Origin of the sequence: Accumulibacter sp. (genome assembly GCF_023806625.1) — a bacterium.
Lineage (GTDB): Bacteria > Pseudomonadota > Gammaproteobacteria > Burkholderiales > Rhodocyclaceae > Accumulibacter.
Map to the genome: position 1 here is coordinate 138,135 of NZ_JAMTDX010000008.1, position 24,678 is coordinate 162,812.

Below are 24,678 nucleotides of genomic sequence, written 5' to 3' on the forward strand. Positions count from 1 at the left end.
GCCGCTCCCCGCTCCTAGGCGATCACACCGGCCTGCACCATCGCCGCTCGAACTCGGGCATGGTATTCGGGCGCAAGCGACGTCAGAGGCAGTCGCAACCCGCCTTCGATCAGGCCGAGCTGCTGGCACGCCCATTTGACGGGGATCGGATTGGCCTCGCAGAAGAGCTGGCGGTGAAGGCCCAGCAGGCGGCCGTTGACCGCCCGCGCCCGGGTCGCGTCGCCAGCTACGGCGAGCGCGCACATCTCATGCATCAGGCGTGGGGCGACGTTGGCGACGACCGAGATATCCCCACGGGCTCCCATGAGCATCAGCGCACACGCACTGGCATCGTCACCGCTGTAGACCGCAAAGCCCTCCGGCGCACGCGCAATCAGCTCGATGCCACGGTCCATGTTCCCCGTGGCGTCCTTGATGCCGACGATATTCGGTATTTCCGCCAGGCGCAGAGCCGTCTCGTTGGCCAGATCGGCAACCGTACGGCCAGGAACGTTGTACAGGATCAGCGGAATGTCCACCGCTTCAGCCACCGATCGGAAATGACGGTAGAGCCCCTCCTGGGACGGCTTGTTGTAGTACGGAACGACGGACAGCGCGGCGTCAGCCCCGGCCCGATGCGCAAAGCGCGTCAGCTCGATCGCCTCGGCAGTCGAGTTGGCACCTGTCCCGGCAATCACCGGAACCCGACCGGCGGCCTGTTCGACCGCCACACGGATCAGCTCGCAGTGCTCGTCGAGGCTGACCGTCGGCGACTCGCCGGTCGTGCCGACGATCACGATCGCGTCGGTCCCCTCCTCGACGTGATGATCGACGAGCCGGCGAAGACCCGGCCAATCGAGGCTGCCGTCTTGGTGCATCGGGGTGACTATCGCGACGATCGATCCTGTAATCATGGGGTAATTCGGAGCCTGAGCAATTGACCGGGATAAATCCGCTCGGCAGACCCGGGCGGAGCGCGGAATACTGAATCACGGAATGTTGAATTCTAGCCCAGACTGGCCTGCGCCGGAGCGCCGGCGCACCCTTGAACCGGTGCACCGCGCGCAGGCACCGCAGTCAGATCTCGGCCAGGACGCGCAGATGGGCGACGACGCTGCGTGCCAGCGCCGACAGCGAGTAACCTCCTTCGAGAACCGAGACGATCCGCCCTTGAGCGCACTCTTCGGCGAGAATCTTCAGTTGCTCGGTGACCCACGCGTAGTCCTTCTCGACCAGCCTCAGGCCGCCCATCTCGTCCTCGTAATGGGCATCGAACCCGGCCGAGACGAGAATCATCTCGGGCCTGAACTCGCGTAGACGCGGCATCCAGATGTCGCTGACCACACGGCGGAACTCGTCTCCGTCGGTACCCCGTCCGAGCGGCACGTTGAGCATGTTCGCTGCCGGATTCTCGGTGCCCGAATAGGGGTAGAAGGGATGCTGGAAGGTGCTGACCATCAGCACGCGCGGGTTTCCCTTGAAGCAGTCTTCGGTACCGTTGCCATGGTGGACGTCGAAATCGACGATCGCCACCCGCGACAGCCGGTAGGCATCGAGAGCATGCGCCGCCGCCACGGCGATGTTGTTGAAGAAACAAAAGCCCATCGCCGTCCCACGCTCCGCGTGGTGTCCAGGCGGGCGCACTGCGCAGAAGGCATTCTGCACCTCGCCACGCATCACCAGATCGACGGCCAGGATGCCGGCCCCGGCGGCACGCAGCGCAGCCTGCCAGGTATGCCGGTTCATCGCGGTGTCCGGATCGAGGTGTACGATCCCCAACTCCGGAGCGGCGCGCTTGAGTCGCTCGAGATGCCTCGTCGTGTGGACGCGCTTCAGCTGTTCGAAGGTGACCAGCGGCGCATCGTGGTAGACGAAGTAGGAGTCGATCCCCTGGGCGATCATGTGGTCGCTGATCGCGTTCAGGCGTTCCGGAGTTTCGGGGTGGTAAGACCCCATGTCGTGAAGCTGGCAGTCGCGGTGGCTGATGAATGCCGTCGTGGTCACTATGGCCTTTCCCTCGCAGAAGGGTGGCGCCCTGGGGAAGTCGAATCTGAGGGACGTCGGGTTGCTCGCTGATGGTTTATTATCATCCGAATTGCACCACGACGACAAGCCATGCAACCCTCAGCAGGTCATTCCCGGGTCAGCGAGATCCTCGCCGCCGCCAATGCCGTGATCCTCGGCAAGCCGACCCAGACCCGCCTGGCGCTCTGCTGTCTGCTGGCCCAAGGTCACCTGCTGATCGAGGACCTGCCCGGGGTGGGCAAGACGACCCTGGCGCACACGCTTGCCCGGCTGCTCGGCTTCCACTTTTCACGCATCCAGTTCACCAGCGACATGCTCCCGGCCGACATCCTCGGCGTATCGATCTTTGACCGCGAACGCGGCTGTTTCCGTTTCCTTCCGGGGCCGGTCTTCTCGCAGGTCCTGCTCGCCGACGAGATCAACCGGGCCACGCCGAAGACGCAGAGCGCCTTGCTCGAAGCCATGGAAGAAGGTCAGGTGACCACCGAGGGAGAAACCCGGCCGCTGCCCGAACCGTTCTTCGTCATCGCCACGCAGAATCCGTCTACCCAGGTTGGCACGTTTCCGCTCCCCGAGTCTCAGCTCGACCGCTTCCTGCTGCGCATCGAGATCGGCTATCCGGACCGCAATGCCGAACGCCTGCTGCTCGAGAGCGGCGGCCGGCGCGAGCAGCTACCCGGCATCACGGCACGGCTCGCGGCCGGCGAATTCACCGGACTGCAGAAGGAAGTGGCTGGCGTCTACGCTTCGCACCCCCTGCTCGACTACGTGCAGCTGCTGGTCGAGGCGACGCGTCAGGATCAGCGCTTCGTGCATGGTCTGAGTCCGCGAGCGGCGTTGTCGCTCGTCTCGGCGGCGCGCGCCTGGGCGTTTGCCGCCGGCCGCGACATGATCCTGCCCGAGGACGTACAGGCCGTGCTGCCCGCCGTCTCCCGCCACCGGCTGCGCCTGGTGAGCGGCGGGCAGGCCAGTGCCGAGGACATCGATACCCTGGTCCGCTCGCTGCCACTACCCTGATGCGTGTCCTGGCAGTCCTCCAGCGCTGGCTCTTTCGCCTTGGCCACGACGACCATTTGCCGATCGTCCTTGGCCAGCGGAGGATCTTCATCGTGCCGACGGCTGCCGGCCTGCTCTTTGCCATTGTCCTGCTGGTCATGCTCGTCGGCGCGATCAACTACAGCCTGAGCCTCGGCCATGCACTCGTCTTCCTGCTCGGCGGATTGGGGCTCGTCGGCATGGTGCACAGCTTCCTCAACCTGCACGGCCTGCGCCTCACCCCCGGTCGGGTCCAGCCGGTCTTTGCCGGTGACGTCGCAAGCTTCGCTCTCGACGTCGAGAATGTCCGCCCGCAAGCGCGACGAGCGCTCGAGTTCGCCTTCGCCGGGCAGGCCATGGTCACCCTGGACCTCGCCCCGGCGAGCCGTGCGACGGTCGCCGTGCCTTTCGTCACGTCGCGACGCGGGCTGATCGAACCGGGACGCGTGACGCTCACCACGCGCTACCCGCTCGGCCTTTTTCGCGCCTGGAGCTATCCGCAACCGGCGTGGTGCTGTGTCGTCTATCCGAAGCCGCTGCGCACCCCGTTGCCGGTGGCGACCGGCGGCACACCCGCCGACGATCGTCACGGCACGAGCGGTCGTGACGATTTCGCTGGCCTGCGCACGCGGGAACCCGGCGACCCCACCCGACACGTCGCCTGGAAGGCCGTGGCCCGCCGGTCAGACGACCAGGAATTGCTCGTCAAGCAGTTCTCCGGTGCCCTGCGCGACGAACTGTGGCTCGACTGGGAGCGGACTCCCGCCAGGCTGGGCATCGAGGAGCGACTGTCGATCCTTGCCGGGTGGGTACTCACTGCCGACGAGCAGCAGGCGCGCTACGGGCTGATTCTGCCCGGACTGCGCATCGACCCCGGGCAAGGCGGGGTCCATCGCGGCAGTTGTCTGCGCGCCCTGGCACTTCATGAGCAGAAGCAGACCCGCGTTGGCGGCTAGCCCGACGAGTCCGCTCGACCACCACGTCCTGCCATGGCTGCTCGCGGTCGCCCTGGCCACGGCCGGTCCGCACGCCGCGCACCTGCCGATCTGGCTGTCGGTGCTCTTCGTCACCGCCCTGCTCTGGCGAGCCTGGATCTGGCGCCGGCGGGTGCTTCTCCCGCCACGCTGGCTGCTCGCGCTGTTGATCCTCGGCACGACCAGCGGCATTGGCTGGCAGTTTCGCAGCCTGTTCGGCAAGGACGCCGGGGTGGCGATGCTCGTCGTCTTCATGGCCCTCAAGCCGCTCGAGACGCGCAGCCGCCGGGATGCGCTGATGATCATCATGCTCGGCTTCTTCCTCCTGCTGACCCACTATTTCTACTCGCAGAGCATTCCCACCGGGCTGTGGCTGCTGGCTGCCTGCACGCTGCTCACCGCCACGCTGATCAGGCTGCACGGCGGCGGCCCGTCGATACCCGAGACGCTCCGTCACGCCGGGCTGCTGATGCTCCAGGCGCTGCCCTTCATGCTCATCCTCTACCTGCTCTTCCCGCGCGTCTCGGGCCCGCTGTGGGGCCTCCCGCAGGATGCCTATTCCGGGCTGAGCGGCCTGAGCCACGAGATGGCCCCGGGATCGATCAGCAATCTGATCCAGTCCGGGGCGATCGCCTTCCGCAGTCAGTTTGCCGGAGAAGTTCCGGAAAAGGCTGAACTTTACTGGCGGGGCCCCGTCTTCGACGAGTACGACGGGATGACCTGGCGGGCGCGAAAGCGCCCGCCAGGCGAGCCCCCGGGGCAACCGGTGATCGAGGCCAGCGGACCCGGGCACGCCTACACGACGATTCTCGAGCCGCACAACGAGCGCTGGCTGCTCGCTCTCGATCTGCCGATGCGCCTGCCTGCCGACAGCGCGCTGGCTCCGACGTTCGAGGTTCTCGCGCGCGAACCCGTGCGTGTCAGATCGCGGTTCAGTTTCGTCTCGTCGGTCGACTACCACGCCAACCGCGCCGAGACCCCCGAAACGCTGCGCGAGTCCCTCGCCGTGCCGGCAGACATCAATCCGCGTGCGCGGGCCCTGGCCAACACTTGGCGGGGCCAGTCAACTGCGGCCGTCGCTGAGACGGTGCTGCACATGTTTCGCGAACAGGACTTCCGTTACACCTTGCGGCCACCGCTGCTCGGAGCGCACCCCGTGGATGAGTTTCTCTTCGAAACCCGGCGCGGCTTCTGCGAGCATTACGCGTCGGCCTTCGTCTTCCTGATGCGCGCTGCAGGCGTTCCGGCGCGGGTCGTCGCCGGATACCAGGGCGGCGAGATCAACCCGATCGACGGCTACCTGATCGTTCGCCAGTCCGACGCCCACGCCTGGGCGGAAATCTGGGTGGCCAATGAAGGCTGGACGCGCGTCGACCCCACCGCGGCCGTCGCCCCCTCACGGATCGAGCAGGGGATCACTGCGGCACTGCCGGCTGGCGAGCCATTGCCAGGGATCATCCGCCTCGACGCCGGCTGGCTGCGCGGCCTGCGCCATCGCTGGGAAGCAACCAACAACGCCTGGAACCAGTGGGTCCTCGGTTACAATCCGCAACGCCAGCGCGAAGTCCTTTCGCGGATCGGCGTGCCTGACCCCGACTGGCGGCAAATGGCCGCGCTGCTCGCGGCACTCTGCGCGCTGACCCTGCTGCTCGTTGCCGTGTGGGCACGGCCGCCACGCCGCCGCGAAGACCCGGTCGAGCTTGCCTGGCGGCGATATTGCAGCCGGCTCGCGCGCCTCGGCCTGGGCCGCGCAGAATGGGAGGGACCGCTCGACTTCGCCGAGCGCGTCGCGCGCGAGGAGCCCCGCCTGGCCGCCGTGACCGGCGAAGCCGCGCGCTGCTACGCCGAGTTGCGCTACGGACGGAACGGCGCCGATCAGCTTGCCCGGCTACGGCGCTGCCTGCGCGAGTTGCCCAGTTACAGGAGAAAGACGTTTTGAAATTGCCAACCCTGCCCGCACTGGCCATCGTACTCGGCGGTCTGGCCGCAACCCCGGCGTACGGCGAAGCGCCGGCCAGCTTCAGTCAGGATCCGGAAGTCCGGGAGTTCATCATCGGCATGCACGAGCGCTACGGCTTCGACGTCAGCCACCTGACCCGCCAGTTCTCGGCGATCCGGCCCAATGCGACGGTGCTGCGAGCGATCCGTCCGCCTGCGTTTCCCGAACGGCAGCGCTCATGGGAGCGTTATCGCGAGCGCTTCGTCAATCCTCAGCGCATCGCCGGCGGCGAGTCGTTCTGGCAGCGACACGCGGCGACGCTACAGCGCGCGGAAGCGATCTACGGCGTTCCGCCGGAGGTCATCGTCGCGATCATTGGCGTCGAGACGATTTACGGCCAGCACATGGGCAGCTTTGGCGTCCTCGAAGCGCTCGCCTCGCTGGCCTTTCGCTATCCACCACGGGCCGAGTTCTTCCGCGGCGAACTCGAGCAATTCCTGCTGCTCGCTCGCGAGAACGGCATCAGCCCGCTCGAGATCAAGGGTTCCTACGCGGGCGCGATCGGCATCCCGCAGTTCATGCCAAGCAGCCAGCGCCTTTACGCGGTCGATTTCGACGGCGACGACCGGATCGATCTACGCCGGAGCTATGCCGACGCCATCGGCAGCGTCGCGCGCTTCCTCAATCAGCATGGCTGGCAGAAAGGCGAGCCGGTAGCCATACCCGCACGCGTCGTGCAGGATCCTTCGGAGCTGATCGCCACCGGCATCAAGCCGTCGCTGACCGTCGAGGAACTGCGCGCCCGCGGAATTCTCGCCGACGGGGCCGAAGCCGACCGGCGTGCTGCGCTGATCGACCTCGTCAGCCCCGGAGAAGCAACGGAATACTGGCTTGGCTTCGACAACTTCTACGTGATTACCCGCTACAACCGGTCGAGCTTCTACGCGATGGCGGTCTTCCAGCTCGCCGAGGCGCTTCGGGACTCGCGCAGCCGCTTCGCAGCCAATCGCTAGAGCAGATTCTCGACGGTTCCACCGCCACGCTTGATGATCCGCCGCAACTGATCGAGCGCTTCGATCTGAATCTGGCGAACCCGCTCACGGGTCAGATTGAGGTCGGCGGCGATTTCCTCGAGCGTGCTGGCCTCCCTGCCGCAAAGCCCGTAACGACGCTCCAGGACCTGCTGCTGCTTTTCGGCGAGCTGTCCGACCCACTTGCTTAGCAGGTCACCGATCTCGCTGTACTGCAGCAGTTCATCGGGTTCGATCAGACTGTCGTCGGCGATCACATCGCCGATCGTCCGGCTGGGATCAACCTGCAGCGGCGCGTCGAGCGATGCGATGTGCTCGTTGAGGACCATGACCCGGCGTACGTCATCGAGCGGGCGGTCGATCAGATGGGCGATCTGATCGACGCTGACCTCCCTGCCGTTGGCCGCCTCGATATGCCGGATTGCGCGCAGCACCAGGTTGATTTCCTTGACCACATGGACCGGAAGGCGGATCGTTCGCGACTGGTTCATGATCGCTCTCTCGATGCTCTGTCTGATCCACCAGGTCGCATAGGTCGAAAAGCGGAAACCACGCTCGGGGTCGTACTTCTCGATCGCGTGAATCAGCCCGAGGTTTCCTTCCTCGATCATGTCGAGGAGCGGCACACCCCGGTTGAGATAGTGCTTGGCGATATTGACCACCAGCCGCAGATTGTGCTCGATCATCTTCTGCCGGGCGACGAAGTCACCGGCGCGGGCACGCCGTGCCCAAAGCGCCTCCTCGCTGGGCGAGAACAGGGGCTTGGCCCCGATCTCGTTGAGATAATGCTGGGTGACGTCGTTGAGCAGGTCCGTTTCGGACGGCGGGAAAGTCTCGGCCGAGTCGACCACGCCTGGCTCATCGGTCACCGGGAGGTCAGCGCCGTCGAGGTCGTCGTCGAACGGATCGGCGTCCTGATCGAGGAAGGCAGCCATGCTCAACGCGGCGGGAGATGCTTGAGCGGATCGACCGGCTTGCCCTGGCGCCGGATTTCAAAATGCAGCTTGACCTGGTCGGCATCGGTATTGCCCATTTCAGCGATCTTCTGCCCTTTGGTCACCGACTGCCCTTCCTTGACCAGGACATTCTGGTTGTGCGCGTAGGCGGTCAGGTAAGCATTGTTGTGCTTGACGATGACCAGCTTGCCATAGCCGCGAAGACCGGTCCCGCTATAGACGACCTTGCCCCCGGCGGCGGCCAGCACCGCGTCTCCAGCCTTGCCCTGGATGTCGATTCCCTTGTTCCCCCCTTCGCTGAAGGTACCGATCAGCTTGCCACTGGCCGGCCAGCTCCAGACGACCTCCTCACTCGTCGCAGCTGCGTCGTCCGCCGGCGCCTCGTCCCTGGGCTCGGTCGGCGACGCCGACCTGGTCGCCGCGCGAACCTCGCTCCTGATCTCGGTCTTCGCCACTGGCGCTGGAGCGGCAGCCGGCTCGGGTGCCTTCGCCTGTGCCTGGGCGCGCGCCAGTGCCTGCTCGGAGTACGGTTCCTTGCCCGCGCGCGGTTCGCGCTTGACCGGCTCGGCGCTGCCCGCCTGTGGTCGCTGCTCGACGACTGCCCCGGCGCTGCCAGCCAACGGTCGCTGTTCGACGCCGGCCCCGGCGCTGACCGGCCGGACGACTGCCGTCTCGGCCGTCGCTGACGCGCCGGGAGGCCTGATGCGCAGTTGCTGGCCGACGAGGATTCGGTTCGGATTCTCGATGTTGTTCCAGGCGGCGAGTTCCCGATAATCGACGCCTTGGTCGAGGGCAATCGAATGCAGCGTGTCGCCCTTCCTGACGACATAAATGTCCCTGCCCGAAACGGCGGCTCCGCCTGCAGCCGCCGGCGCACCCGCGCCGCGCTCGGCGACCGGCGGCTTGCTCGCGCAAGCGGCCAGCATGAAGACCAGCGCGACAGTCAGGCCCCGGCAATGACGCGCGACGAGCCGTGGCAAATCGTTCATTCCACTCCCGATCGTAACGGTACGAAGCGAACGGCGTCGAGACGGGTTTCGACCCACGCATCGGCCCGTCGTTCGATCAGCGCCAGTTGTTGACTGACGGTGCCCAGCGGCAGGATCAGACGACCGTTCAGGGCGAGTTGCTGCGTGAGCAGCGGAGGAACGCGTGCCGAGGCAGCAGCGACGACGATCGTGTCGAAAGGCGCCGCTTCCGGCAAACCGAGTTGGCCATCGGCGTGCTTCAGGCGGACCTTCTGCTCACCGATCGCGCGCAGGTTGACTCTTGCCCTGGCCAGTAACGGCCCGATCCGCTCAATCGCATACACCTCGTCGGTCAGCTGCGCGAGGACGGCCGCCTGATAGCCACTGCCGGCGCCGATCTCGAGAGTCCGGCCAAGTGCTGCGCGCCCGGCGCGCAGCACCTCGATCATCCGCGCGACGACGTAGGGCTGCGATATGGTCTGCGCGAAACCCAGCGGCAAGGCGGTGTCCTCGTACGCGCGAGAGGCGAGCGCTTCCTCGACGAAGACGTGCCGGGGAACCGCGGCGATTGCCGCCAAGACGTCCTCGTCGGCGATGCCCTGCTCACGCAGGCGCTCGATCATCCTGCCGCGCGTGCGCTGGGAAGTCATGCCGACTCCGGCCAGCGAGCCGCTCACTGACCGAGCCATCGGCGAACTAGTGGCAGGTGGGCAACGTGCGTGAGGTCGACCTGCAGCGGAGTCACCGATACGCAGTCGTTGTGCACCGCGTGAAAGTCGGTGCCCTCGCCGGCATCCTGCGCCTCACCCGCCGCGCCGACCCAGTAAACGGTTTCATTGCGCGGCGACGAAGTGCGCACCACCGGCTCGGCCTTGTGCCGCTTGCCCAACCGGCTGACCGCAAGACCGCGCAGCGCCTCGTAGGGCACATCGGGGACGTTCACATTCAGCAGAACCGGCTCGGAGAGCGACTGACGCTGGAGCATCAGGACCAGCTCGCGTGCCACTCTCGCCGCGCAGGCGAAGTGCTCACCCGTCTTGCTGCATAACGAGACGGCCAGCGATGGAACGCCGAGCAGGAAACCCTCGGTCGCCGCAGCGACGGTTCCCGAGTAGATCGTGTCGTCACCCATGTTCGCCCCGATGTTGATTCCCGAGACGACCATGTCGGGGAGATCGTCGAGCATGCCGGTGACCGCCAGGTGCACGCAGTCGGTCGGCGTGCCGTTCACGTAATAGAAGCCATTCGCCGCACGCTTCAGCGACAGCGGGCGGTCGAGGGTCAGCGAATTGCTCGCCCCGCTGCGATCACGCTCGGGCGCAACGACAGTGACCTCGGCCACTTGCGAGAGTGCTTGCGCCAGACACTCGATTCCCGGCGCGAAATAACCATCGTCGTTAGAAAGCAGGATGCGCATGACACTCCAGGAACCGCGACGAACTCGGCGTGACCGAACTGACCAGCCGGCCTGCCTCCCCGCCTGATCTGCGTCGCGCACAGCCGGGACCGCTCGCCCGACTGCGAATCGACGCCGGAATAATGGCAGCAGTCGGCTGCTGGCCCGCAGCACGCCGGACGCGCGCCGATTATACCCGGCTCTGGCGACCCCTGAAAGCAGATGGTCGGGCCCCGGCCGGCATCCCGTCTGGCGGCTCCGGACCTTGCTTGCAGTACGCAGGAAGCGAAGACACGATGGGCACGACACAATGCCCGCTCAAGTTCGCCAAGAGCCAGTCGTTAGAAAAACTGCTAGCAAACGAATCACCGACTGGAGTGCCAGGCCAGCAGCCGGCCAGCCCCCCAGCCGAATCCAGACTGATCGCAACAGGAGAAGGACCATGCCGCAAGTCATCAATACCAACGTCGCGTCGCTGAACTCACAGCGCAGCCTCAACGCCTCGCAAACCTCACTCGCCACCTCGCTGCAGCGCCTGTCCTCCGGCCTGCGCATCAACAGCGCCAAGGACGACGCCGCCGGACTGGCCATCTCGGCACGGATGAGCTCGCAGATCAGCGGCCTGAATCAGGCGTCGCGCAACGCCAACGACGGCATCTCGCTGGCCCAGACCGCCGAAGGCGGGCTGCAGAGCATCACCGATTCGCTGCAGCGGATGCGCGAACTCGCCGTCCAGGCGTCGAACGCGACCAACACCGCGACCGACCGCGCTGCCCTGCAGCAGGAAGTCGACCAGCTCGTCCAGCAGATCAACACCGTCGCCACGCAGACCGCGTTCAACGGCGTCAAGCTGCTCGACGGAACGTTCAACTCGCAGGCCTTCCAGATCGGGGCGAACACCGGCGAAACGATCTCGGTCAACTCGATCGCCAGCGCCAAGGCCGACGCCCTCGGCGTCGGCACGACCTCGTCGTATCTGACGACACTGACCGCGACGGTGACCAACGGCGCCGTGTCGACCGGTGGAATCACGGTTAACGGCTACGGCGTCGGGCCTTCGGTCAGCGACGGCGTGTCGAGTTCGGCGCAGGTGACCGGAGTAGTCAACACGACGCAGAGTGCGATCACCGCCGGTGACCTGTTGATCAACGGCGTCTCGGTCGGGGCAGTCGCCGCCGGCGCCAATGCTACTGCGCAGGGCGCGAACCTGGTCACGGCAATCAACGCCCAGACTGCAACTACCGGCGTTGTGGCCACCAACAACGCCGGCGTACTGACGCTGACCTCGCACGACGGTCGGGATATCAAGATTGATATGAGCGGCACGGCGACGCTGGCCACCACCGGCCTGACCGCCGGCACGACGAGCGTCGGGTCGGACAGCGCGATCGCCAAGGCAGCCGCGTTCAATACCGTCACCGGACAGACCGGCGTGTCGGCCGTCGCCACGTCGACGAGTGTGACCAGTGGTGCGCTGTCGGCGAATGCAGCCGTAGCCGGAGACACTACCGACTACATCAAGATCAACGGCGTCAAGCTCGGAGCGATCGCCGCCGGCACGTCCGCCGACTTCACCGCTCAGGGCAACAACGTCGTCGCGGCGATCAACGCCGTGTCGAACCAGACCGGCGTGACCGCGGCCTTCGATAGCAGCAGCAAGAAGATCGCCCTGAGCGCCGTCGATGGACGGACGATCACCGTCGAGACCAAGGGAGCGGCGGCGGCCACCAACACCGGCTTCACGGCGAACACGACGGCCAACACCTACGGCGGCATCAAGCTCACCTCGACGAGCAGCGCAGGGATCAATCTCGGCGGAGCGAACATCGCCACGACCGCGCTGACCGCTGGTTATACGGCGGCAACGGCGACCTTCGGCGCCGGAATCTCGAGCGTCAACGTGAGCACGGCAACGGGCGCGGCGAACGCGATCGCGACGATCGATTCAGCGCTGGCGAACATCAACTCGAGCCGCGCGAATCTCGGCGCGGTGCAGAACCGTTTCAGCAGCGTGGTCAGCAATCTGGCGACGACTTCCGAGAACCTGTCGGCATCGCGGAGCCGGATCCTCGACGCCGATTTCGCGGCTGAAACGGCCAACCTGACCCGCGCGCAGATCCTGCAGCAGGCCGGCACGGCGATGCTCGCTCAGGCCAACGCGCTGCCGCAGAACGTCCTCTCGCTTCTCCGCGGATAAGTGGCAGCAAGGGAATCGCGGTAAGATCGGGGCGCGCGACCGCGGTGACGTGGTCGCCCCCCGACGCCTCTTTTCTGAGGAGTGAGAGATGAACATCCAACCCACTGGCGCTGCACTGACCCACCAGGCCAACACCTCACCCGGAGCACCGCCGCGCGAAGTCAGAGTCCCCGCAGAACAGGCGCTTCGCTCACCCGATTCGCCGCAGGCGGCAGCGGCCGAAGCGGCGGTCGATCGCCGGCAGCTCGAAGTGGCCACGAAGAGCGTTCGCGACTTCGTCGAACCGATCAACAGCAACCTCGAGTTCAGCATCAACGCCGACACGCGACAACTCGTCGTCAAGATCATCGACCGCACGACCAAGGAGGTCATCCGGCAGATTCCCTCCGCCGAGATGCTCGCTCTGGCCAAAGCGCTGGACAGCATCAAGGGGCTCTTCGTGCGTCAGACGGCCTGAGACGGGACTGCGGGCAAGAAGCGAAGGACTCACGGATGGCCATTTCCTCACCCGGTCTGGGGTCCAACCTCGACGTCAACAGCATCGTGAGCCAGCTGATGGCCCTCGAAAAGCGCCCGCTGACCGAGATCGCAACAAGAGAGGCGAGCTACCAGGCCAAGCTTTCGGCGCTCGGGTCGCTGCAGGGCGCGGTGTCGGCCGTACAGACGGCGGCCGCGAGTCTCGTTCCAGCCAGCGGTTCGACCGCGCTGGAGAGGTTCTCCGTCTTTCGGACGACCGTCGCCGACAACAGCGCGGCCTCGGCGAGCGCGTCGGCGACGGCGGTGAGCGGCAGTTACACGCTCGAGGTGACGCAACTGGCGCAAGCGCACCGCATCGTCAGTGCAACCGGATCTGCCTCGCCTTTCTCGGGCGTCGGCAACACGCTGCCTGGCGGCGGCACGCTGACCATTTCGCTGGACAGCCTGAATGGCGTCAGCCCCAACCGGACGACGAGCGTCAGCATCGCCAGCGGAGCGACTCCGGAAAACGTCCGCGACGCCATCAACGGCGCTGCTGCCGGCGTTTCTGCGGTGGTGATCAACGGCGTGGCCGGCAAGCAGCTCGTCCTGACCAGCGACACGGCGGGCAGCAATCAGTTGATCACGCTTTCGGGAATCATCGGCCTGGCCTACGACCCGAATGCCGCGCCGCAGCCGGCAACCGACCCCTTCTCCGAAGCGCAGGCCGCGCAGGGAGCGAGCCTGCGGATCAACGGCATCGACGTGCACAGCGAAACGAATTCGGTCACTACCGCGATCGAAGGCGTGACCCTGACCCTGCTCAAGGGACCCGAGGCGCCGGCTGCCGCGCTGACCACGACGCTCGCGATCAGCAGGGATACCTCGAGTCTGAACAGCGGCGTCAGCGCGCTGGTCAAGGCTTTCAACGACTTTCAGGCAACCGCCAGCAGCCTCGGCAGCTACGATGCGACGAGCCGGAAGGCAGCTGCACTCACCGGCGACAGCACCCTGCGGACGGTGCAGAACAGCCTTCGCGCGGCGCTCGGCAACGTGCCGTCGGAGCTCTCCGGCGCGGCGCTGCAGCGGCTCTCCGATGTCGGCGTCAGCGTCCAGAAGGACGGCCGGCTGAGCGTCGACTCCACGAAGCTGTCCGCAGCGATCAGCGACAACCTCCCCGCCGTGGCCGCCCTCGTCGCTGCCTACGGCAGGGCGATCAGGAGCGCTGCCGACGGCCTCGTCGGCACGAGCGGACTGATCGCCGCGCGTACCGAGGGGATCAATGCGTCGATCAGGGGTCTCGGCTCCCAGTCGGCAGCCCTCTCGACTCGCCTCGACGCGATCGAGGCGCGCTATCGCCGACAGTTCACCTCTCTCGACACGCTGATCTCCGGAATGACCAAGACCAGCAATTTCCTCGCCCAGCAGCTGGCCAACCTGCCAGGAGCCAAAAACAGTTAGGAGCGTCGAATGTTCGGCAATGCACATCACGCCATCTCTGCCTACCGGAAAGTCAGTGTCGATGTCTCGGTCGAGGTCGCTGATCCTCACCGGCTGATCCTGCTGCTCTTTGCCGGTGCCCAGGCGGCGATCGCCAACGCCCGGGCCGCGATCGCGAGAAACGACGTCGCCGCCCGCGGCGAGGCGATCTCGAAGGCGATCGACATCATCGGCAACGGGCTCAAGCTGAGTCTCGACCCGGAAAGTGGCGGACAGCTCGCCGATCGGCTCGCTGCGCTCTACGACTATCTGGTCCTCCGACTGCTCCGGGCCAACATGAACGGCGACCTCGCGGCGATCGACGAAGTTTCTGCGCTGATCGAGGAGATTCACGGCGCTTGGCGGGAAATCTCGCCGGCAGCCCGCGAGCAGGCCGTTGCATGAGTGAGTGCCTGGATTCGTTCGAGCGGCTGCTCGACCTCTCCGAGCGAATGGTCGAGGCCGCTGAAGGCGAGAACTGGTCGGTCCTGACCAGGCACGAAGCCAAGCGCCGTGAGCTCGTCGAATCCCTGCCGGCCGATCTGTGCGCCGGGCTTGCCGACGCCGAGCAGGTCAAGGCACGCGTCCTGCTCGAGTCGTGCCAGCGATGCGACGCGAAGGTTCGTCCGCTCGTCGAGACCCATCTCGACGAACTGCGTGTGCTGCTCGGCCCAGGCCCGCAGTCTGGCTCGGGATGATCCCGCCGCCGAGTAGCGACCGGTGAGCGAACGGCAGACGCTTGACAGCACCAGCCTTGGCTGGCTGCTCCGCCGGTGATCCGCGCCGACCTCGACAACCGGCTGCCCGCGGCCGGCGGATCGGCGCCGCGCGCGACCCTCCCCTTGCGCCAGCTCGCCGACAGCCTCCAGGAACTGATTCCCGGCCAGCGCCTGCTCGCCGAAATCCAGGCAGTCCTGCCGGACGGATCGTACCGCGCGCTGATCAACCAACGCAGCGTGACGCTCGCGCTGCCTCACGCGGTGAAGGCCGGCGACGTCATCGAACTCGAAGTCAGGGCGAGCGATGGCCAGCTGACCCTGGCCGTGCTGCGCGGCGCATCCCCGGCGGCCACGAGCGCCGAGCTCGAGTCGGCTGCGACTCGCCTCAGCGTTGCCGGACGCCTGATCGGCCAACTGCTCGGTCAAGCGCTCGATGCGGGCAAGACGCCGATGCCGCTCAACGCGAGCCAGCCGATCGCCAGCGGGTCGTCGGCGCACGGAGCCGAACTGCTGCCCCTGCTCCGGCAGGCGATCGTCGAGAGCGGGATGTTCTATGAAGCGCACCAGGCGCGCTGGGTCGCAGGCGATTACAGCAAGTCACTGCTGCTGCGTGAGCCGCAGGGCAGACTCGAGCCCCGCGTCCCGGCGAGGACAGCGTCTCCTCCGCTCACTCCGGACGACGACCGCGCCGGCAATGCACGGTCGGAGACGACCGGCACGATTCGCGCGGCTCCAGCCTCCGGTGAGTCTGCCCTTTCGTCAAACGCGGTCGAGCCGGTGGCAGAGCCGCTCCGGGCGATCGTCCAGCAGCAGCTCGAAGCCCTGGCCACGCATAGCTTCATCTGGCAGGGACAGGTCTGGCCAGGCCAGTCGATGGACTGGATCATCGACCGGTCACCCGACGGCCAGGCGGGATCCGGAGCGGACAGTGAAGCGACCTGGGAAACCCGGCTGCGCCTGACGCTGCCACGACTGGGCGAAGTCGACGCACGTATCGGCGTACAGGGCAGCCGGATCGTGCTTTCGCTGCTCTGCGCGAGCAGCGAGTCCCGCGAGATCCTCGTCGGCAGCGCGCCCTCCCTGCACGGACAGTTCGAGCAGGCCGGACTGGCGATCGTCTCGCTCGGCTTTGCCGGCCCCGATGATACCGGGCACGCGGCACCGGCGGCCTGATGATCAACGCCCGGATGCGGCTGCCGCCAGCTCGGCTGCACTGATGCCTGAAAGACCGGTTGAGCCCCTGAAGAACGCCGTTGCACTGGCCTACGGCGAAGCTGACGCAGCCCCACGGGTCATCGCCAAGGGACGAGGGCTGCTTGCCGAACAGATCATCGCCCGTGCTCATGAACATGGGGTTTATGTCCACGAATCACCCGAACTCGTCTCACTGCTCATGCAGGTCGACCTCGACCAGCGCATCCCGCCGCAACTCTATGTGGCGGTGGCCGAGTTGCTCGCCTGGATCTACCGCCTCGAGAATGGCCAGACGCAGTCGCCGGCGTAGCCTGAGCGCGGGAAGCGGATCCTCTCCCCGCGCTCGACTCGGGCTGTCCATGACCGCTCGCCGGATTTTCCTCTACACTCTCGTCTGCAGCCGAATCCGGGAGTTTGAATGGAAGAGACGGACCTCGCGGCACCAGAAGAACCGGTACCGGTCGGTTTCGAGATCGAACGCCGCGACGATTACGGCCGCTACCTGATCCGCGCGCGAGCCGAAGTCGTCGCCATCCTGCGCCTGCTGGTTCAGCGAAAGTCGCTGATCAGCGCCTATTTCAACGATCGCCGATCCTTTTTGCTGACCGCCATTCTGGAGGTCGACAGCCAGGCAGGCGAACTGATCATCGACTGCAGCCGCGACGCGAACATCAACCGGCAGGCTCTGCTGGCCGACAGGCTGACGATGACCACGACACTCGACAAGGTCAAGGTGCAGTTCGTCCTCGGTCGGCTCGACGAGACGCAGAGCGGCGGGCTGCCCGCTTTCAAGGCAGCGATCCCCGCAGAGATGCTGAGGCTGCAGCGACGTGAACACTACCGGCTGACAACCCCGATCAGCCGGCCGGTGAAACTCCAGACGACGATCCGTCGCCCGGACGGCAGCGCGCTGGCCGCCGATGCGACCCTTCTCGACATCAGCGGCGGGGGTATCGGCCTGATGGCCACCCCGCTGCTCGCCGGACTGATCGCCCGTGGTGCGGTGCTCGGCAACTGCAAGGTGACGTTGCCCGAGGAAGGCTTGCTGGTCGCCGACCTCGGCGTGCGCAACCGGATCGAGATGACCACCCGCGGTGGCGCGCGGTACGTGCGCCTCGGCTGCCAGTTCATCGGCCTGCCGGGGATCCGGATGAACATGGTCCAGCGCTACATCGCGCGCGTCGAACGCGAACGCAAGGCCAGACTCAGCGGCCTGGCCTAGAGTCCAGCAAGGCCGGGGGCCTAGAAGCCGACCGCCAGCAGCGCCCAGGCGGCGATCACCGTCCCGACCAACGCCAGACCGTAACAGACCAGCTTGGCGCCCGTTCCGGCATGCACACCGACATCGTGCAGGCTGTGGAAAATGCGGTGGGCCGCGTGCCAGAGAAACAGCGCGATGACCGCAAGGATGAACGCCTTGCCTGCCCAGTTCCTGGCGAAAGCGAGCACGTGCGCATAACTCATGGTGTCCGCCGGCAAGAGCAGACCGAGAGGCACTGCCAGACCGGTGATGAACACGAGCATCGGTCCGATCAGCGCGGAGAGCATCCCTCCAGCCCCGAAGAGCGCCCAGAAGATCGGAGCGTTCGAGCGTTTCAGCGTCGGTTTCATCGGACCATCCCCCAGACCACACCGAGCAGGATCAGGCTGGCCACGACTGCCGCGGCGAGGCCTCCCCCGGTGATCACCCAGGCGGGCAACCGCTGCCCTTCGACGATCACCGGCGGCATCGTGCGCGGCATGATCTTGAACCAGGTGAAGCTGTGGTAAGCGAGCGCGGCGAGCGCGAAAAGGTGAAACCCGACATACCACGGATTCTTCAGCGCCGCGAGCCAGGCGTTCCATGCCGCCTCACCCTCGGCGAGACGGACCAGGCCGGCGAGCAGGATGCCCGCGTAGGCGGCGACGAACAGGGCGGTTCCCTCGTGAATCATGTACTCGACGAAATACGGATTCCTGCGCCACCAGCCATCCATCGAGCGGACATAAGGACGACGCTTGCTCACCTGGCACCTCCTTTCGGAGCGAGAAACCGGAGAAAATAGTCGATCGCGCTGTTGGTCTTGTTCTGGTTGACGGCGTTGGCCGGGTCCACGTGTTTGGGACAGACCTCCGAGCAATAGCCGACCGCCGTGCAGTTGAACACGCCGTCCTCGGAGTTGACCAGTTCCATCCGTTCAGCCTTGCCGCCATCGCGCGAGTCGGCGTTGTAGCGGTGCAGCAGCGCCAGGGCCGCGGGGCCGACGAAGCGTGAATTGAGGCCGAACTGGGGACATGCCGCGTAACACAGCAAACAGTTGATGCACGAACTGAACTGCTCGTAGGCGCCGAGCTGCTCGGGCGTCTGCAGGTACTCACCCTCGGACAGCGTCCGAGCCTCCCTGGGGATGATGTACGGCTGGATGCTTTCGAGCTTCTCGATGAATCCCTCCATATTGACCACCAGATCGCGCTCGATCGGGAAATGCGCCAGCGCCTCGACGCGGACCCGCGCCGGATAGTAGTCACGAAGGAAGGTCTGGCACGACAGGCTCGGCACGCCGTTGATCATCATCCCGCAACTGCCACAGATGGCCATGCGGCACGACCAGCGGAAACTCAACGAGCCGTCGAGGTGGTCCTTGATGTACTGCACACCCTGGAGGACCGACATGTCGTCGGTGAACGGGATCTCGAAAACCTGTGCGTGCGGTTCCGTGTCGTTCTCTGGGTGATAGCGCAGCACTTCGATCTCGATAGTTTTCTGACCTTCAGCCATGGGACGCCTTCCTTTCCTGCTCGGCCTGCTCGCCGGCAGCACCGTAGGCGCGGGTACCCGGCTGCGACCTGGTGATCCTCACGGAGCCGTAGTCGATTCGCGGCGGACCCCCAGCCACGTAATGTGCCTGTGAATGCTTGAGGAAATTGACGTCGTCGCGCTGCTCGAAGCCGTCGAGCCGCTGATGGGCGCCCCGCGACTCCCGCCGCTCCAGCGCCGAGCAGGCCATCGCCTGGGCGACGTCGAGCTGGTACTCGAGTTCGATGGCCAGCAGCCACTCGGTGTTCCAGACGCTCGACTGATCGTCGAGGCGGAGGTTCCGGAAACGCTGCTTGAGCTCTTCGAGCTTGTCGCAGGTCTGCTGCATGGTCGCCGCCAGACGATAGATCCCGCAACCATCTTCCATCGTCTGCGCCATTTCCTTGCGCAATACCGCAATGCGCTCGTTGCCGCGGCCGAGTTTGAGTCCCTGGACGCGCCGCTCGACTGCCTGCGCCTGTCGGTTGAGGCTTGCCGAATTGCCCGCGGCAACTGACCGGGCGAATCGTGCCGCCTCGACTCCGGAGACCTTGCCGAAGACCAGCAGTTCCGAGAGCGAATTCGACCCGAGCCGGTTGGCGCCGTGGATCCCGACACTCGAGCATTCGCCGGCGGCGTACAGACCGGGCAGCGGCGATGCACAGCGACCGTCGACGAGGATCCCGCCCATCGTGTAGTGCACCGCCGGGCGAACCGGAATCGGTGTGCGCGCCGGATCGATGCCGAGAAACTGCTCGGCGAGCTCGTAGATTTGTGGCAGACGCTCGCGCAGCTTGGCTTCGCCGAGGTGACGCAGGTCGAGATGGACGACCGACCCGTACTGCCCCTCTATCGTCCGGCCTTTCTGCTGCTCGTACCAGAACGCCTGGCTCAGGCGGTCGCGCGGCCCGAGTTCCATGAACTTGTTGCGCGGCTTCTCCTCGGCCGGACCGAGTCCGTAGTCCTGGAGATAGCGATAGCCGTCCTTGTTCACCAGAAAGCCACCCTCGCCGCGACAGGCTTCGGTAAACAGCAGACCGGTCCCCGGCATGCACGTGGGGTGATACTGGACGAACTCCATGTCGCGTAGCGGAACGCCGTGACGGTACGCAAGCGCCATGCCGTCACCGGTCACGACGCCACCATTGGTGTTCTCGCGGAAAACGCGGCCCGCCCCGCCTGTGGCGATGACCACCGCTCGCCCCTCGATGCACAGCAGTTCACCGGAGGCGATCTCGATCGCCACGACCCCCTGGACACGACCGTCGTCAACCAGCAGATCGACGCAGAAATGCTCGTCGAATCGCTTGATCGAAGGGTATTTGATCGAGGTCTGGAACAGCGTGTGCAGCATGTGGAAGCCGGTCTTGTCGGCGGCGAACCAGGTGCGCTCGATCTTCATGCCACCGAAAGCGCGCACGTTGACCCGCCCGTCGGGCGTGCGGCTCCACGGGCAGCCCCAGTGCTCCAGCTGCGTCAGCTCTTCGCTGCAATGGGCGACGAAATAGTCGACGACGTCCTGCTCGCACAACCAGTCGCCACCATGAACCGTGTCGTTGAAATGGTACTCGAGGCTATCGCTGGCCTGCTTGACCCCCGCCGAACCCCCTTCGGCGGCGACCGTGTGGCTGCGCATCGGATAGACCTTGGATACCAGGGCGATCCGCAGCTCGGGATCGGCTTCGGCTACAGCGATGGCCGCTCGCAGGCCCGCGCCACCGCCACCGACGATGACGACATCAGCCCTGTAACTCTCCATGCTCGCTCCTTTCTCGGCCGGGCTCTCCGCCCGGCGCGGTCAACATCTGGAGTCCCGCAATTCCCGATCACGGAACCCGTCTGACTATCGATCCACGCTTCGATCGACAACCCTGAGCGTCAACATCTGATACATCCCTCCGAAGAAGCTCTGCCTGCCGACCGTCTCGTAGCTGCCGTCCTGCGGCAACCAGGCCTCGACGTCTTCACTGAACAGATCCCTGGCGAAGGGCTCGAGCCGATCGAGGACCGGCTTCCAGAAGTAGCGAAGCGGGTTGAGACGACTCGGGGGAGCATAATCGACGATGGTCAGCGTCCCGCCGGGACGGACGACCCTGAGCGCCTCGGTCAGCGTCTTCTCGCGGACCCCCTGCGGCTGCTCGTGCAGCAGGAAGAAGAGCAGCGCCCGGTCGAAACTTGCGTCGGCAAAGGTCAGCGCGGCCGAATCCATGCAATGCAGGCCGATCGGCGCATCGCTCGCCAACTTCGCCGACAGGTTGTCGAGCTGGATCGGCAGGATATCGACGACTTCGAGCAGACCGCCCGGACCCACGCAATCGACGAGACGCTGGGTCAGATCTCCGTAGGCACAGGCGATCTGCAGTGTCCGCCCCGGCAGGTCGTGGCCGAACTCGTCGAGAACGGCGTTGCACAGGCGCCGGTAATTTCCCCAGAGAATCAGATTGACCAGCCACTGCCTCTCGAAAACGTGTACGGCTCGCGGATGGACGTAAGCCCACCAGTAATGCGCCTGGAGATAGTGGGGCACAGCTGGCAGGCCCTCGTTGACGGCCACGCAGGTGACCGCAGTCTGGTCGACGCTGTTCTTCATGATGGGGCCACACCCTACCCGATCAGATCGGCAAACGCAACTCGGGCAGAACGGCGGCTGCGTTTGCCGAAGTGACGCGGGCCAGTTCCCCGGCCGGGATGCCGCGCAACCCGGCGAGCAGCGCGTTGATCCGTGGCAGCTGATCGGGCGTGTTGCGCGCCCCCGCGAGCCATTCGGGAGGCATGTCCGGCGAATCGGTCTCGAGGACGATCGCCTCCAGCGGAAGGGATGTGGCCAACTGCCGGATGCGCGTCGAGCGGGCATGGGTCACCCCCCCGCCGAAGCCGAGCCGGAAACCGAGCCGGATCAGTTCGTCGGCCTGCTGCCGGCTACCGTTGAACGCATGCGCGATGCCTCCAGGCACCGGGATCCGGCGCAGGTGCGCGAGCACCAGATCGACGGCCCGGCGAACGTGCAGGAGCACGGGAAGCTGCGCCTGCCGAGCGATCTTGAGTTGCTCGACGAAGAAGTGCTCCTGTTTGGCCAGGTCGGGCTCGGCGACGAAGCGGTCGAGGCCGATCTCGCCGACAGCCACCGCAGGAAGCCGGCCGCCCCGGCTGTCGGCCAGCTGCTCGCGAAGCCGTTCGAGGTCGGCTTCGGCGGCCTGAGCGACGTACAGCGGGTGGATGCCGTAAGCCGGAAAGCAGCCGGGGAGATCCGCGCAGCAGGCGCGCACGGCGGCGAAACTCGCCCGGTCGACCGACGGAACGACGATTGCCGACACCCCGGCGTGCCGCGCCGCCTCGGCCACCCGCTGGCGATCCCCGGAGAACTCGGTGGCAGCGAGGTGGCAATGCGTGTCGACGAGCAAGACCGTCTAGCCTCGCGCGTAGTTCGCCGGACGGCGCTCGAAGAAGGCGGCCAGGCCTTCACGGAAATCGGGCTCCGCACCACAGGCGGCAAAGGCGCGTTGCTCCGCATGCAGCTGTGCTTCGAGCGAAGCGGCCAGCGACTGGTTGAGCAGCGCCTTCGTCCGCGCCAGGGCACCTGCCGGGCCGGCAGCCATTCGCCGTGCCAGACTCAGCGTCTCCGAAGCCAGATCGGCCAGCGGAAGAACCCGGTTGACCAGACCGAGCTCGCGCGCCCTGATCGCGTCGAAACGCTCACCGAGCAACGCAATCTCCATCGCCTGCCTCAGCCCGACCTGCCGCGGCAGCGACCAGGTCGCGCCGCCATCCGGAGACAGCCCGATATTGCAGTAGGCGAGCGTGAAATAGGCGTTGTCAGCGGCGAGGACGAGGTCGCAGGCCATCATCAGCGACATGCCGAAGCCGGCAACGGCACCCTGTACCCCGGCGACCACCGGCTTGCCCATCCCCCTGAGGTTGAGAACCGACGCGTGGAGATCGGCCAGCATTCCCTCGAAGCGGGCCTGGCGCTGGTGCGGCGGCTGGGCAAGCTGTTCACGGAACCACTTCAGATCGCCGCCGGCCATGAAATGATCTCCGGCTCCGCGCAGCACGACGGCGCGGACCTGCGGATCGAAGGCAATTTTCGTCGTCAGCTCGCGCAACTGCTCGATCATCAGCAGGTTGAGCGCATTCAGCGACTCCGGGCGATTCAGCGTGAGGACGGCGACCTCGTCGCTGATCTCGAGAACGACAGTGCTCATCGAATCTCCTTCGGCTCCGCGGCCGGGCTAAAGAAACCGGAAATCGGGTTCGGGTCGGCAACCACTGACGATGTCGGCGAGGGCCGCGCCCGAACCACAAGCCATCGTCCAGCCAAGCGTCCCGTGCCCCGTGTTGATGAACAGATCGGCCACCGGTGAGCGGCCGATCAACGGCACGTTCGACGGCGTCGCCGGGCGCAGCCCGCACCAGAAAAGCGCCTCGCCAGCCGGGCGCAGGTCCGGGAACAGCTCGTTGACCCTGCTGATCAGCGCTGCGCAGCGCACGGCGTTGAGCTCGAGGTTGTAACCGTTGAACTCGGCTGTCCCGGCGACTCGCAAGCGCTGGCCGAGGCGCGAGATGACGATCTTGCGGCCGTCGTCGGTCAGACTGACCCGGGGCGCGACGCTCTGCGCAGTGAGCGGGATCGTCGCCGAATAGCCCTTGGCCGGATACACGGCCAGACGCAGGCCGAGCGGCCGCAGCAAGAGCGGCGTGTAACTGCCGAGCGCGGCTACGTACGCGTCGGCCGAGTGTACCTGGCCACCGGCGAGCACCCCGGTCATCCGCCCGGAGTCGGCGAGCAGCCGGTCGATCGCCAGCCCGAAGTGGAACTCGACGCCGCTCTCGACGCAGCGCTCGGCAAGTTGCCGCGTAAAACGATGCGCGTCGCCCGATTCGTCGGCCTCGGTGTAGTCGCCGCCGACCAGCAGACGCCGCGCTGCGACCAGCGCGGGTTCGATCGCCAGACATTCGTCGACACTCACCGTGCGTCGGTCGCAACCGAACTCGCGCATCACCGCGGCAGCGCCGATCGCCGAGGAGAATTCGCGGCGATCGGTATAGACGTGGAGGATTCCCCGCCCGAGGTGGTCGTAGTCGAGCGCAAGCTCGGAGCGCAGTTCCTGGAGTTTCCGCCGGCTGTACAGCGCCAGCGCAACGATCTGGCGGACATTGTCGCGCGCCCGCTGCGCGGTGCACTCGCGCAGGAAACGCAGGCTCCAGTCGAACAGTGCCGGGTCCCAGCGGGCCCGAAAGAGCAACGGCGAGTCCTCGCGACGCATCCAGGCCAGGGCGCGCAGCGGAGTGTGCGGGTTGGCCCAGGGTTCGGCGTGCGAAACCGAAATCTGGCCACCGTTGGCAAAGCTGGTCTCCAGGGCGGCAGCCGGCTGCCGATCGATCACCGTCACCCGATGTCCGGCCCTGGCCAGATACCACGCGCTGCTGACGCCGACGACGCCGGCTCCTAGAACCAGGACCTTCAAGGCTTCAGCAGGCCGGCACGAAGACGGCACCAGGCTGCGCAGCGCCGACCGGCGATCGCCCGCGAAACGACCCAGCGCGGCCAGTTGCG

The 24,678-nt window shown here is 66.2% G+C and carries 26 protein-coding genes; 12 read left to right on the forward strand and 14 right to left on the reverse strand.

Annotated elements, in window-relative coordinates; translation table 11 throughout:
* Window positions 1–14 precede the first annotated feature (14 nt).
* On the reverse strand, window positions 15–893 hold the full coding sequence (dapA, locus tag NFW05_RS01845; protein WP_295302276.1) for a 4-hydroxy-tetrahydrodipicolinate synthase: 879 nt from the start codon (window positions 891–893) through the stop codon (window positions 15–17).
* A 163-nt stretch (window positions 894–1,056) separates the two neighbouring features.
* Window positions 1,057–1,983, reverse strand: coding sequence for a histone deacetylase family protein (locus NFW05_RS01850; RefSeq protein ID WP_295302277.1), 927 nt, complete (start codon window positions 1,981–1,983; stop codon window positions 1,057–1,059).
* 111 nt (window positions 1,984–2,094) lie between these two features.
* On the opposite strand from NFW05_RS01850, the gene NFW05_RS01855 reads away from it, so the two are divergent.
* The 4 genes from NFW05_RS01855 to mltB are packed head-to-tail and all read left to right on the forward strand — an operon-like array spanning window position 2,095 to window position 6,965.
* A complete protein-coding gene (locus NFW05_RS01855; protein ID WP_295302278.1) occupies window positions 2,095–3,021 on the forward strand; it encodes an AAA family ATPase in 927 nt (308 codons plus the stop codon).
* Complete coding sequence (locus NFW05_RS01860) at window positions 3,021–3,995, forward strand: DUF58 domain-containing protein (protein ID WP_295302279.1); 975 nt, start codon at window positions 3,021–3,023, stop codon at window positions 3,993–3,995. Before NFW05_RS01855 ends, NFW05_RS01860 begins: the two co-directional genes overlap by 1 nt.
* Window positions 3,985–5,952, forward strand: a complete 1,968-nt coding sequence (locus NFW05_RS01865) for a DUF3488 and transglutaminase-like domain-containing protein (protein ID WP_295302281.1) — start codon at window positions 3,985–3,987, stop codon at window positions 5,950–5,952. The genes NFW05_RS01860 and NFW05_RS01865 overlap by 11 nt, the downstream gene beginning before the upstream one ends.
* Window positions 5,949–6,965: a lytic murein transglycosylase B gene (gene mltB, locus NFW05_RS01870; RefSeq protein WP_295302284.1), complete on the forward strand. Its 1,017-nt coding sequence runs from the start codon at window positions 5,949–5,951 to the stop codon at window positions 6,963–6,965. The genes NFW05_RS01865 and mltB overlap by 4 nt, the downstream gene beginning before the upstream one ends.
* On the opposite strand, the gene rpoS is transcribed toward mltB, so the two are convergent.
* Genes rpoS through surE form a run of 4 tightly spaced genes read right to left on the reverse strand, consistent with a single transcriptional unit; the run spans window position 6,962 to window position 10,324 of the window.
* Complete coding sequence (gene rpoS, locus NFW05_RS01875) at window positions 6,962–7,918, reverse strand: RNA polymerase sigma factor RpoS (RefSeq protein ID WP_295302285.1); 957 nt, start codon at window positions 7,916–7,918, stop codon at window positions 6,962–6,964. The genes mltB and rpoS overlap by 4 nt on opposite strands.
* A gap of 2 nt (window positions 7,919–7,920) precedes the next feature.
* Entirely contained in the window at window positions 7,921–8,928 is a 1,008-nt protein-coding gene (locus NFW05_RS01880) for a peptidoglycan DD-metalloendopeptidase family protein (RefSeq protein WP_295302286.1), read from the reverse strand.
* Window positions 8,925–9,557 (reverse strand): protein-L-isoaspartate(D-aspartate) O-methyltransferase, encoded by a 633-nt coding sequence (locus NFW05_RS01885; RefSeq protein WP_295302288.1) that lies wholly within the window; start codon window positions 9,555–9,557, stop codon window positions 8,925–8,927. The genes NFW05_RS01880 and NFW05_RS01885 overlap by 4 nt, the downstream gene beginning before the upstream one ends.
* Window positions 9,558–9,580: 23 nt before the next feature.
* A complete protein-coding gene (gene surE / locus NFW05_RS01890; protein WP_295302290.1) occupies window positions 9,581–10,324 on the reverse strand; it encodes a 5'/3'-nucleotidase SurE in 744 nt (247 codons plus the stop codon).
* A 421-nt stretch (window positions 10,325–10,745) separates the two neighbouring features.
* Here surE and NFW05_RS01895 point away from each other — a divergent pair, with 421 nt between their 5' ends.
* The 8 genes from NFW05_RS01895 to NFW05_RS01930 all read left to right on the forward strand — a co-directional run bounded on the left by NFW05_RS01895 (window position 10,746) and on the right by NFW05_RS01930 (window position 17,570).
* Window positions 10,746–12,500, forward strand: a complete 1,755-nt coding sequence (locus NFW05_RS01895; protein WP_295302291.1) for a flagellin — start codon at window positions 10,746–10,748, stop codon at window positions 12,498–12,500.
* A gap of 88 nt (window positions 12,501–12,588) precedes the next feature.
* Window positions 12,589–12,957, forward strand: coding sequence for a flagellar protein FlaG (locus NFW05_RS01900; RefSeq protein WP_295302292.1), 369 nt, complete (start codon window positions 12,589–12,591; stop codon window positions 12,955–12,957).
* Window positions 12,958–12,992: 35 nt separating this feature from the next.
* Window positions 12,993–14,417, forward strand: coding sequence for a flagellar filament capping protein FliD (fliD, locus tag NFW05_RS01905; RefSeq protein ID WP_295302294.1), 1,425 nt, complete (start codon window positions 12,993–12,995; stop codon window positions 14,415–14,417).
* 9 nt (window positions 14,418–14,426) lie between these two features.
* Entirely contained in the window at window positions 14,427–14,840 is a 414-nt protein-coding gene (gene fliS / locus NFW05_RS01910; RefSeq protein WP_295302296.1) for a flagellar export chaperone FliS, read from the forward strand.
* Window positions 14,837–15,133 (forward strand): flagellar protein FliT, encoded by a 297-nt coding sequence (locus tag NFW05_RS01915; RefSeq protein ID WP_295302297.1) that lies wholly within the window; start codon window positions 14,837–14,839, stop codon window positions 15,131–15,133. The genes fliS and NFW05_RS01915 overlap by 4 nt, the downstream gene beginning before the upstream one ends.
* Window positions 15,134–15,208: 75 nt before the next feature.
* Entirely contained in the window at window positions 15,209–16,327 is a 1,119-nt protein-coding gene (locus NFW05_RS01920) for a flagellar hook-length control protein FliK (protein WP_295302299.1), read from the forward strand.
* 43 nt (window positions 16,328–16,370) lie between these two features.
* The gene (locus tag NFW05_RS01925) at window positions 16,371–16,658 is read left to right on the forward strand and encodes an EscU/YscU/HrcU family type III secretion system export apparatus switch protein (protein ID WP_295302301.1); all 288 of its coding nucleotides are present in this window, start codon (window positions 16,371–16,373) and stop codon (window positions 16,656–16,658) included.
* A 108-nt stretch (window positions 16,659–16,766) separates the two neighbouring features.
* On the forward strand, window positions 16,767–17,570 hold the full coding sequence (locus NFW05_RS01930) for a flagellar brake protein (protein WP_295302303.1): 804 nt from the start codon (window positions 16,767–16,769) through the stop codon (window positions 17,568–17,570).
* 20 nt (window positions 17,571–17,590) lie between these two features.
* Here the strand turns inward: NFW05_RS01930 and frdD are convergent, their stop codons facing one another.
* The 8 genes from frdD to NFW05_RS01970 all read right to left on the reverse strand — a co-directional run bounded on the left by frdD (window position 17,591) and on the right by NFW05_RS01970 (window position 24,619).
* Entirely contained in the window at window positions 17,591–17,959 is a 369-nt protein-coding gene (gene frdD / locus NFW05_RS01935; protein WP_295302304.1) for a fumarate reductase subunit FrdD, read from the reverse strand.
* Window positions 17,956–18,354, reverse strand: a complete 399-nt coding sequence (locus NFW05_RS01940; protein ID WP_295302306.1) for a fumarate reductase subunit C — start codon at window positions 18,352–18,354, stop codon at window positions 17,956–17,958. The genes frdD and NFW05_RS01940 overlap by 4 nt, the downstream gene beginning before the upstream one ends.
* A complete protein-coding gene (locus NFW05_RS01945) occupies window positions 18,351–19,106 on the reverse strand; it encodes a succinate dehydrogenase/fumarate reductase iron-sulfur subunit (protein WP_295302307.1) in 756 nt (251 codons plus the stop codon). The genes NFW05_RS01940 and NFW05_RS01945 overlap by 4 nt, the downstream gene beginning before the upstream one ends.
* Complete coding sequence (frdA, locus tag NFW05_RS01950) at window positions 19,099–20,883, reverse strand: fumarate reductase (quinol) flavoprotein subunit (protein ID WP_295302308.1); 1,785 nt, start codon at window positions 20,881–20,883, stop codon at window positions 19,099–19,101. The genes NFW05_RS01945 and frdA overlap by 8 nt, the downstream gene beginning before the upstream one ends.
* Window positions 20,884–20,967: 84 nt before the next feature.
* The gene (gene rquA / locus NFW05_RS01955) at window positions 20,968–21,714 is read right to left on the reverse strand and encodes a rhodoquinone biosynthesis methyltransferase RquA (RefSeq protein ID WP_295302310.1); all 747 of its coding nucleotides are present in this window, start codon (window positions 21,712–21,714) and stop codon (window positions 20,968–20,970) included.
* A gap of 22 nt (window positions 21,715–21,736) precedes the next feature.
* Window positions 21,737–22,525: a TatD family hydrolase gene (locus tag NFW05_RS01960; RefSeq protein ID WP_295302311.1), complete on the reverse strand. Its 789-nt coding sequence runs from the start codon at window positions 22,523–22,525 to the stop codon at window positions 21,737–21,739.
* Window positions 22,526–22,531: 6 nt separating this feature from the next.
* Window positions 22,532–23,326, reverse strand: a complete 795-nt coding sequence (locus NFW05_RS01965) for an enoyl-CoA hydratase-related protein (protein WP_295302313.1) — start codon at window positions 23,324–23,326, stop codon at window positions 22,532–22,534.
* 27 nt (window positions 23,327–23,353) lie between these two features.
* Window positions 23,354–24,619 carry a D-amino acid dehydrogenase gene (locus NFW05_RS01970; RefSeq protein ID WP_295302316.1) on the reverse strand — a complete coding sequence of 422 codons (1,266 nt, stop codon included), beginning with the start codon at window positions 24,617–24,619 and terminating at the stop codon, window positions 23,354–23,356.
* Between the last annotated feature and the right edge of the window lie 59 nt (window positions 24,620–24,678).

Excerpts from the sequence above, each read along its gene's own strand:
- NFW05_RS01860 (WP_295302279.1), top strand. The coding sequence starts at position 3,021 with ATGCGTGTCCTGGCAGTCCTCCAGCGCTGGCTCTTTCGCCTTGGCCAC.
- rpoS (WP_295302285.1), bottom strand. The coding sequence starts at position 7,918 with ATGGCTGCCTTCCTCGATCAGGACGCCGATCCGTTCGACGACGACCTC.
- frdD (WP_295302304.1), bottom strand. The coding sequence starts at position 17,959 with ATGAAACCGACGCTGAAACGCTCGAACGCTCCGATCTTCTGGGCGCTC.
- NFW05_RS01895 (WP_295302291.1), top strand. The coding sequence starts at position 10,746 with ATGCCGCAAGTCATCAATACCAACGTCGCGTCGCTGAACTCACAGCGC.
- NFW05_RS01965 (WP_295302313.1), bottom strand. The coding sequence starts at position 23,326 with ATGAGCACTGTCGTTCTCGAGATCAGCGACGAGGTCGCCGTCCTCACG.
- NFW05_RS01945 (WP_295302307.1), bottom strand. The coding sequence starts at position 19,106 with ATGGCTGAAGGTCAGAAAACTATCGAGATCGAAGTGCTGCGCTATCAC.
- NFW05_RS01925 (WP_295302301.1), top strand. The coding sequence starts at position 16,371 with ATGCCTGAAAGACCGGTTGAGCCCCTGAAGAACGCCGTTGCACTGGCC.
- fliD (WP_295302294.1), top strand. The coding sequence starts at position 12,993 with ATGGCCATTTCCTCACCCGGTCTGGGGTCCAACCTCGACGTCAACAGC.
- frdA (WP_295302308.1), bottom strand. The coding sequence starts at position 20,883 with ATGGAGAGTTACAGGGCTGATGTCGTCATCGTCGGTGGCGGTGGCGCG.
- NFW05_RS01900 (WP_295302292.1), top strand. The coding sequence starts at position 12,589 with ATGAACATCCAACCCACTGGCGCTGCACTGACCCACCAGGCCAACACC.
- rquA (WP_295302310.1), bottom strand. The coding sequence starts at position 21,714 with ATGAAGAACAGCGTCGACCAGACTGCGGTCACCTGCGTGGCCGTCAAC.
- fliS (WP_295302296.1), top strand. The coding sequence starts at position 14,427 with ATGTTCGGCAATGCACATCACGCCATCTCTGCCTACCGGAAAGTCAGT.
- NFW05_RS01915 (WP_295302297.1), top strand. The coding sequence starts at position 14,837 with ATGAGTGAGTGCCTGGATTCGTTCGAGCGGCTGCTCGACCTCTCCGAG.
- NFW05_RS01880 (WP_295302286.1), bottom strand. The coding sequence starts at position 8,928 with ATGAACGATTTGCCACGGCTCGTCGCGCGTCATTGCCGGGGCCTGACT.
- NFW05_RS01855 (WP_295302278.1), top strand. The coding sequence starts at position 2,095 with ATGCAACCCTCAGCAGGTCATTCCCGGGTCAGCGAGATCCTCGCCGCC.
- dapA (WP_295302276.1), bottom strand. The coding sequence starts at position 893 with ATGATTACAGGATCGATCGTCGCGATAGTCACCCCGATGCACCAAGAC.
- NFW05_RS01930 (WP_295302303.1), top strand. The coding sequence starts at position 16,767 with ATGGAAGAGACGGACCTCGCGGCACCAGAAGAACCGGTACCGGTCGGT.
- NFW05_RS01885 (WP_295302288.1), bottom strand. The coding sequence starts at position 9,557 with ATGACTTCCCAGCGCACGCGCGGCAGGATGATCGAGCGCCTGCGTGAG.
- surE (WP_295302290.1), bottom strand. The coding sequence starts at position 10,324 with ATGCGCATCCTGCTTTCTAACGACGATGGTTATTTCGCGCCGGGAATC.